At 50.3% G+C, this 7,868-nt stretch carries 8 protein-coding genes; 3 read left to right on the forward strand and 5 right to left on the reverse strand.

Annotation, left to right across the window (positions count from 1 at the left end; all coding sequences use genetic code 11):
* From PHQ97_15495 to PHQ97_15510, 4 genes are all read right to left on the reverse strand, one after another.
* Window positions 1-1,206, reverse strand: a 1,206-nt coding sequence (locus tag PHQ97_15495) for a class I SAM-dependent DNA methyltransferase (protein MDD4394135.1), incomplete at its 3' end; no start/stop codon positions are given.
* On the reverse strand, window positions 1,203-1,616 hold the full coding sequence (locus PHQ97_15500; protein ID MDD4394136.1) for a hypothetical protein: 414 nt from the start codon (window positions 1,614-1,616) through the stop codon (window positions 1,203-1,205). The genes PHQ97_15500 and PHQ97_15495, both read right to left, overlap by 4 nt.
* Entirely contained in the window at window positions 1,613-3,133 is a 1,521-nt protein-coding gene (locus PHQ97_15505) for a class I SAM-dependent DNA methyltransferase (GenBank protein MDD4394137.1), read from the reverse strand. Before PHQ97_15505 ends, PHQ97_15500 begins: the two co-directional genes overlap by 4 nt.
* A 214-nt stretch (window positions 3,134-3,347) precedes the next feature.
* A complete protein-coding gene (locus PHQ97_15510) occupies window positions 3,348-3,503 on the reverse strand; it encodes a hypothetical protein (GenBank protein ID MDD4394138.1) in 156 nt (51 codons plus the stop codon).
* 449 nt (window positions 3,504-3,952) lie between these two features.
* Here PHQ97_15510 and PHQ97_15515 point away from each other — a divergent pair, with 449 nt between their 5' ends.
* The 3 genes from PHQ97_15515 to PHQ97_15525 all read left to right on the forward strand — a co-directional run bounded on the left by PHQ97_15515 (window position 3,953) and on the right by PHQ97_15525 (window position 7,126).
* A complete protein-coding gene (locus tag PHQ97_15515) occupies window positions 3,953-4,612 on the forward strand; it encodes a queuosine precursor transporter (protein MDD4394139.1) in 660 nt (219 codons plus the stop codon).
* A gap of 169 nt (window positions 4,613-4,781) precedes the next feature.
* Window positions 4,782-5,942: a multidrug effflux MFS transporter gene (locus PHQ97_15520; GenBank protein ID MDD4394140.1), complete on the forward strand. Its 1,161-nt coding sequence runs from the start codon at window positions 4,782-4,784 to the stop codon at window positions 5,940-5,942.
* Window positions 5,943-6,313: 371 nt separating this feature from the next.
* Window positions 6,314-7,126 (forward strand): HD domain-containing protein, encoded by an 813-nt coding sequence (locus PHQ97_15525; GenBank protein MDD4394141.1) that lies wholly within the window; start codon window positions 6,314-6,316, stop codon window positions 7,124-7,126.
* 22 nt (window positions 7,127-7,148) lie between these two features.
* Here PHQ97_15525 and PHQ97_15530 read toward each other — a convergent pair whose 3' ends face one another.
* The gene (locus tag PHQ97_15530) at window positions 7,149-7,331 is read right to left on the reverse strand and encodes a hypothetical protein (GenBank protein MDD4394142.1); all 183 of its coding nucleotides are present in this window, start codon (window positions 7,329-7,331) and stop codon (window positions 7,149-7,151) included.
* Between the last annotated feature and the right edge of the window lie 537 nt (window positions 7,332-7,868).

Here is a 7,868-nt window from a genome sequence, read left to right on the forward strand (position 1 = left end):
GGCACGTTCGCGGGTGACTTCGTTCACTGCGTTGATGAAGAGAATCTTTCCGCGCCGGGCTTTGGGCTTCTGTGTGCGGGAGACGACGACACAGGCTTCCATGGGCGAGTTGTAGAAGAGGTTCGGCCCCAGGCCGAGCACGCACTCCACCACGTCGTGGGCGATGAGTTTTTCCCGCATGGCCGACTCTTCATTGCGAAAGAGCACGCCATGTGGAAACAGGATGGCGCAGCGGCCCGATTTGGGTTTCATGCTCTGGATGATGTGCTGCCAGAAGGCATAGTCGGCACGGCCCTGCGGCGGGGTGCCGTAGATATTGCGCCCCCAGGGATCCGCGGCCCAGGCATCACGATCCCACTGCTTGATGGAGTAAGGCGGATTGGCCAATACAAGGTCGAACTGCATAAGCCGGTCGCCTTCCACAAAGACGGGATGGGCCAGCGTATCACCCCGGACGATTTTAAAATCCTCGATGCCGTGCAGAAACAGGTTCATCCGCCCGATGGCCGAGGTCAGCAGGTTGCGTTCCTGGCCGAACAGGCGGAGGTTTCGCCACTCTTTGCTTTGCCCTTTCAGGCGCGAGACGGCGGAAAGCAGCATGCCCGCAGACCCGCAGGTAGGGTCGTAGATAGACTCGCCCGGCTGCGGTTCGAGCATCTCCGTCATCAGATGCACGATGGTGCGGTTGGTATAGAACTCAGCCGCCGTGTGGCCAGAATCGTCGGCGAATTTCTTGATCAGGAACTCGTATCCGACCCCCAGCTCATCTTCCGGGCAGTTGGCCAGTGAAAGTGTCTGCGAGCTGAAATGCTCGAGCAATTCCCGGAGCATGTGATCCGGCAAGCGGTCTTTGTTGGTCCACTGGGCATCACCGAACACGCCGTAGAGGGTATCCGGGTTAGCCTTTTCGATATCCCGCAGAGCATCCTGAATGGCCTTACCGACGTTTTTAACCTTGGTGCGGATAACCTTCCAGTGCGCCTCATGCGGGATCTGAAAGCGGTGCTGCTCCGGCAATTTTGCATATTCCTGATCTCCGCCGGATTCCTCCAGCGCCTCGGTAAGTTCCTCGTCATACACATCACAGAGACGTTTATAGAAAAGCAGCGGAAAGATAAACTGCTTGTAGTCACCGGCGTCAATATGCCCGCGCAGCAGGGTCGCAACGCCCCAGAGATAGGATTCAAGTTCAGATTGGGTGATCAATAACCTGTCTCCCTTTTCATCGCTTCTGCTTCAGCGCGAAGGCCTAACTCATTACGCAGAAAATCCACTATATTATCACGCATCTCTTCTGACTCGGGAACTCCGAGTTTGTCCAATTGATCCGAAGAATGCTTCTGCGCCCACTCCACCTCAAATTCCATATTTTTCCCAGGCGTTGTCTCCCACCAAAGTCCCTCTTGCTCCTCTATCGTTAACGCTTCTATTTGGTTATAGATACATGAATCGACAAAGCTGAAGAGCATGCTTTCAACAAAGGAAGACCCCTTAATTATATGATCAATAACATCATCCCATAAAGATATATGATCATCTGTCATTATGGACTTCTTTGCAGCAATCTCCTGAATAACATCATCAAGAACAGTCTGGATCATGGGATTATTTTTCATTCACAAATCCCATACTGTTTTAAGAGTCTATTGAGACGATCTTCGGCGGCATATGCTACGGACAGGGATTCCCTGAGATTGGAAATGGCCTGATCAACAGTGATGGACTCCTCTTCGATCACGGGCTCCACATAGCGGGGAATATTCAGGTTGAAATCATTCTCCCGGATCTCGTCCAGCGTAACAACGCGGCAGACGCCTTCAACATCCTGATAGTCCTGATACCAGCGACGGATGTTCTCCACATGCTCCGGCAGGAGTTCATTCTGTGCCCGGCCGGTCTTAAATGCCTTGGAGGCATCGATAAAGAGCACCTTCTGGCGATGCTCCCGGGGCTTGGTTTCACGGAATACAAGAATGCAGGCGGCCAGCCCGGTGCCGTAAAAAAGATTTGGTCCGAGACCGATCACGGCTTCGAGGATGTCCATCTCCAGCAGCTTGCGCCTAATTTCCCCTTCTCTGGACATCCGAAACAGCACGCCATGAGGGAGCACCACAGCCATTCGTCCCGTCTTGCGGGCCATGGATTTGATCATATGCTGGACCCAGGCAAAATCACCGTATTTGGCCGGTGGTAGCCCGGCGAAGTTTCGGCCGTATGGCTCATTGACCCAGACGGCGTCCCCCCAGTTCTTCAGGGAGAATGGCGGATTGGCGATGACACAATCGAATACGGCAAGGCTGTCGCCGGAGTAGAATGCGGGCTGGCGGAGGGTATCGCCACGTTCGATATGGAAATCTTCCGCGCCGTGGAGGAACAGGTTCATCCGGGCGATGGAGGAGGTGGTCAGATTCTTTTCCTGGCCATAGAGCTTGCCGAGCATCAGGTTCTCGTCGCCGCCGTGCTCCTTCACATGGTGAAGGGCTTCGAGAAGCATGCCACCGGTACCGCAGGCCGGGTCATAGATGGTGTCGCCGGCCTGCGGGTCGAGGATATTTACCATGAGGGCAACGACCGAGCGCGGAGTATAAAATTCTCCGGCCTTTTTATTGGTCAGATCGGCGAACTTCTTGATCAGGTACTCATAAGCCTGACCGAGAATATCCGCCATGCAATTGTCATTGCTGAGTCGCAAGGCCGAAAAATGTTCGATCAAATCCTTGAGGAGGGCATCGGAGAGACGATCCTTGTTGGTCCACTGGGCATCCCCGAAGATCCCGTGCAGCGTGTCCGGGTTAGTCTGTTCGATACAGCGCATGGCCTTCTGAAGCGCATGGCCGATATTGTCGCTCTTGGCTCGGACGTCTTTCCAGTGCCAACCCTCAGGAATTTGAAAGCGATGGTTCTCCGGGAATTGGGCAAATTCTACGTCACCATCGGATTCTTCCAGTGCAACGGCAAACTCTTCGTCGTAGACATCGGAGATGCGCTTGAAGAAGAGCAGCGGGAAAATGTAGGTCTTGAAGTCAGCCGCATCAACAGGTCCGCGCAGAATATTTGCCGCCTCCCAGAGATGACTGGAGAGCGTTCCGATATCCAGATCGACCGACTTGTTATTTCCATTCTTTTTGCTCATTCAGACTGATCCTGTCTTGCTTTGTTCGTAGCACCGCCAGCCTTTACCAAAAGCGAAACGAGAAAATGATGGCCCACTCCCGAATTAAAACATTTTGAGTACTATACAATGTTACAAAACGATGTCAAACGATCTTTACTGCTTTGAATTTACTGTCTCGAATAATATTACGAAACAATACAAATCTTGAATATCCATCAGCTTTTTTCAGCAATCATGAAAGCCATAGATCTGGTGGACCGGCCAGGTACTTCTGCAGACGGCTGTTGGATTTTTCAGAGGTGGCCATTTCGATACCCCCGCTTTCCAAAGCACACGCCGGATGGCCTCTGCTGAAATGCATTCTGTCTTTTAAACCCAGTTTTTCCATTATTTTTCACCCGTGTCATTTTCCCCTGAAGGATTTCAAGAAGTCGTTCAACTTGCGGGGTTAGTTGCGGGGTCGTTGTTTCAGAAATTTAAGCCAACACTTCCCTGAATGTCATATGCATTGATTTTGAAACTTAACGATAACACATGCCGCCGGCAGATGTGATTTCAAACGCCTGGCACCTTACCGCAAGGCCATCATGAACGGATCAGCAAGAAAAGTTTCTGGCTTTTTCAGGTCGATTAAGGTATTTTCGCCTGTGATGTGCGTATCCTTTCATTTCCAATTTTAAAATGGCGGGTTACTGCTCTGCAAAATTTACCCGTTGGACACCCGCCGACCTCTCAAACACAACTTTTAATCATATCTCAAAAAAAGGGTCTAAAGAGGCAGGAATTTCAGATCCAGCGCGTTATGATATCCGTCTGCGCCAATAAGGAAAATTTTACATGGACCCAAACAATAATAACGACAAGGCACTGATAATCCTCATCAGCATTTTTGTCGGCTCCATCACGATTGCCTCGGTGCTGGCCAACAAAATCATCACGGTTTTTGGACTGTTCGTGCCTGCGGGCATTCTGGCATATTCGGTTACGTTTATCTGTACGGATGTCATCAGTGAAGTCTGGGGAAAAGAAAAAGCCAGCCATGCTGTCTGGGGAGGATTTATTGCCCTGTTGACGGTACTGATCCTTGTACGTATCGGACTGGTGCTGCCCGGGGCGCCTGTCTGGCAGGGTGAAGACGCGTTTCAAACCATCCTGGGAAGCACTTCAAGAATTATTATCGCCTCTTTTATCGCCTATCTTGTCAGCCAGTTCCATGATGTCTGGGCCTTTCATTTCTGGAAAAGCGTCACCAAAGAGCGACATCTGTGGTTGAGAAACAACCTGTCAACCGCTGTATCTCAGCTTCTTGATTCATTTATTTTTATTACCATTGCTTTCTACGGGGTGATGCCCGTTTTTCCGTTGATTATCGGACAATGGGCTGTCAAGTTTGCCATTGCCGTGTTGGATACACCGGTAATTTATGGTGTTGTCTGGCTTCTGCGTAAAAGGAAGATTCAAGAGAGCCATGAGAATTCAGAAATTTTAGTAGAATGATGATATCGAAAATTGCCGTTGATTATCGAGGTAAACAGCACCCATAATGAGTATGCAATGATTGATACGCCTTGAAGACGAACAAGATAAGCGAGCTTGCGAGACTCCGAAATCCCGCGGAATCCATGCACAATTTATTCTTGCCGAAGCCCTGAAACCGGAGAGTTCCATGAAAAAAATGTTTGCGTTGCTGGTACTGCTGACCGCATTCCCGGCACTTTCTACAGATATGTACCTGCCGGCAATTCCCATGCTTCAGAAACTGTGGCATCAACCGCTGGTGATGGTCAATCTGACGCTGATCGGATTTTTTGTTACCTTTTGCGTTTTCATACTCATTTACGGTCCGATCTCGGATCGTTATGGCCGCCGCCCGCCTCTGCTGGCCGGCATTTTCCTATACATTATTGCGAGCATTGTCTGTGCCACGGCACCAAACGTTCACTGGATGATTGTCGCCCGGATTCTGCAGGGAGCCGGTGCGGCGGCCGCTTCAACAATGTCCATGGCAATCAGCAAAGACATATATGAAGGAAAGCAGCGTGAAAAAATTATGGCCTACATTGCCGTCATCATGGCGCTGGCCCCCATGCTTGCTCCGATTTTCGGGGGATGGATTCTTACCTGGCTTTCCTGGCCCTGGATTTTTATTGCCCAGGCGATATTGGGCATGATCGGTATCGCAGGGGTATGGCTTATGCCGGAAACGTACAGGCCCGAAACGAAAGGCTGCACCCGAAACGTTATAGGAAACTATTCGAGCATCATACACAACCGCCGCTTTATCGGTTTCACCCTGGCCATGTCTTTGACTTCTCTGCCGATGTTTGCTTTTATTGCCGGTTCATCGAATATTTACATGAACGGATTCGGGCTGAACGAAAAAATGTTCGGCTACTTTTTTGCATTCAATGCATTGGGACTTATGGCAGGCTCTCTCGTGTTTTCCAGACTGGTGAAAAACATGGACTCCGGCAAGCTGATAACCGCTGGTTTTCTGGGCATTTTCTGCAGCGGGGTCTGGATGGTTATCACCCCTCACCGCGGGCCATGGGATCTGGCTCTGCCCAACTGGATTATTTCTTTTTCCATGGGGTTGTGCCGACCGCCTTCCAACAACCTGGCACTGGAACTGGTAGGCCAGAACAACGCCGGTACCGCCTCTTCGCTGATTATGTCCACCTCCATGATCATGGGCATCGTCGGCATGTGGCTCATTTCCCTTGCTGGTTTCGATAAAATAACGCTGATAGGCAGTCTGGCGATTCTGGCCGGAGGGGTTGCCCTTACGTTCTGGCTTTCGGCCAGACGGGTGCTGTCCAACCGATAAAGATAATCCGGAACCTGTTTTTGATCGTCCACCGGATCCATGATGTCCATCGTGCACCTTTTTCACCCGATGCGCAATCTGAAAACTTTTCAGCTTGCGGTAACCCCTGTGGCTGGGGATCAAAGCCTGCCGGTCAATCATCTGCGGGTCCTCCAAATAAAAATGCATGCACCCCGCAGGATCCATAACGTCCACAAACAACCCGTGTATAACACCGATCCGACACTGGCCGGTCAAAAAAATTTCCAGGTAACGATTCATCTCACCCTTCAACAATATAGTCTGAATGTGCTATAACGCATATTACAGTTCAACGCATTAACCGACAATAAGTTGTCCGGGACAATACCGTAGAGGAAAAGAGGCGTCTTATGACGGATAGGGAATTTAAAAAAATCAGAAAGGCCTTTAACAGTTATGCAGCAGAGTTTCAAACGGCCAACCAGGACATACAACAAAACTTTGATTTAAAACGAATCCATTCCCTGTACGTCGCGGAAGAAGCCACGGCCCTGGCCCGCTCGCTGGGGCTCAACAATGAAGAGATCCGATGGGCACGCATCATGGGGCTGCTGCACGATGTGGGGCGGTTTGAACAGTACCGGCAATATCAAACGTTCGTCGACTCCCGGAGCCAGGACCATGCGGCCCTGAGCGTAGCCGTGCTGAAAGCCGGGTCCATTCTGGACGGACAGCCCCGTCCCTGGATCGACTTGCTGCTCAAGGCCATCTCATATCACAACCGATATCAATTGCCTGCCAGTGAGTCCCCGGAAGTACTTTTTTATACACGCCTGCTCAGGGATGCAGACAAACTGGATATTTTCCGTGTGGTCACCGAATATTATCACCGGGACTCAGGCCCCAGAAACCCGGCCATCGAGCTGGGCCTGCCCGATACGCCCGAGGTCTCACCCGGCGTACTGCGTGATTTGCAGGAATGCCGCAGCGTTGACAAGCGCCATGTCTGCACCCTCAACGATTTCAAGCTGCTTCAGGTGGGCTGGGTATACGATGTCAACTTTCCACACACCGGCCGGCAGATTCTCCAGCGCAACATCCTCGACCGGATCGAGGCCGCGCTGCCGCAGACTTCCGTAATTCAGGAAACGTTTGAAACTGCCCGCCGTTTTCTGGCCGGCAGAGCCGATGAAACCGCCCTGGCGGAAAATCGAAAAAAATAGCTGCCCGCGCTCCCGATGCACCTTATCCGCATCCCACCGGAACCACGGCAAAGAAGGATGACCCCATCGGGAATTTCCAGCAGCCCTGCCAGATACGTTTCCCGATCTTTTTCCGGATGAACGCACAGCCAGACCGCACCCGGTCAGATATCGCCTTTCGGATATCTGCGGCAACCCCGATTGCCAGGGATGCATCCTTTGTCATCTTTTTGAAATGATCCGACTGGAAATGCGCCTCACGACCGTCCCGATCCTGACAGCGCTTCGCGGGGAGGACGCACGGGCCGATGATAGAGCCAGCCTCACTTTTTTCTCCTGGCTGCCGATTAGTGTTGTAAACGGGAGACAGGCGTCTCAATCGGCTCAAAGCAGAAGCAAACGAAAACGTTAAAAAAAACTTGATTCACCCGGTTTATGAGTATATTCTCATAGCTGAATACTCAATAAACAATTATTCAATCAATGATTGAATGTAACAAACCCCATCTGAAGGATTCAAATCATATTTAGATTTTAAATAACCCAGTTTAATCAGTTTGTGCATCAAACTTAAAACCGCTTTGTTCTTTTATAACGGTTTGTCTTAAATTTGATAATTTAACAATATAAGAATTTTTCTATGAACCCAAATAACGGTTGGGTTTTATTATATCAGATGGTTACATCTGAATTAATGCCATACTTTATCATATTACGAAACATTTGCTTTACTATATTTTTCTACCTTATTGAATTACACAAA

It is taken from the genome of Desulfobacterales bacterium, from assembly GCA_028704555.1.
GTDB lineage: Bacteria > Desulfobacterota > Desulfobacteria > Desulfobacterales > JAQWFD01 > JAQWFD01.

What these genes read in the sequence shown, in the direction of transcription:
- PHQ97_15500 (MDD4394136.1), bottom strand. Translation starts at nt 1,616, where the DNA reads ATGAAAAATAATCCCATGATCCAGACTGTTCTTGATGATGTTATTCAG.
- PHQ97_15505 (MDD4394137.1), bottom strand. Translation starts at nt 3,133, where the DNA reads ATGAGCAAAAAGAATGGAAATAACAAGTCGGTCGATCTGGATATCGGA.
- PHQ97_15510 (MDD4394138.1), bottom strand. Translation starts at nt 3,503, where the DNA reads ATGGAAAAACTGGGTTTAAAAGACAGAATGCATTTCAGCAGAGGCCAT.
- PHQ97_15515 (MDD4394139.1), top strand. Translation starts at nt 3,953, where the DNA reads ATGGACCCAAACAATAATAACGACAAGGCACTGATAATCCTCATCAGC.
- PHQ97_15520 (MDD4394140.1), top strand. Translation starts at nt 4,782, where the DNA reads ATGAAAAAAATGTTTGCGTTGCTGGTACTGCTGACCGCATTCCCGGCA.
- PHQ97_15525 (MDD4394141.1), top strand. Translation starts at nt 6,314, where the DNA reads ATGACGGATAGGGAATTTAAAAAAATCAGAAAGGCCTTTAACAGTTAT.
- PHQ97_15530 (MDD4394142.1), bottom strand. Translation starts at nt 7,331, where the DNA reads ATGACAAAGGATGCATCCCTGGCAATCGGGGTTGCCGCAGATATCCGA.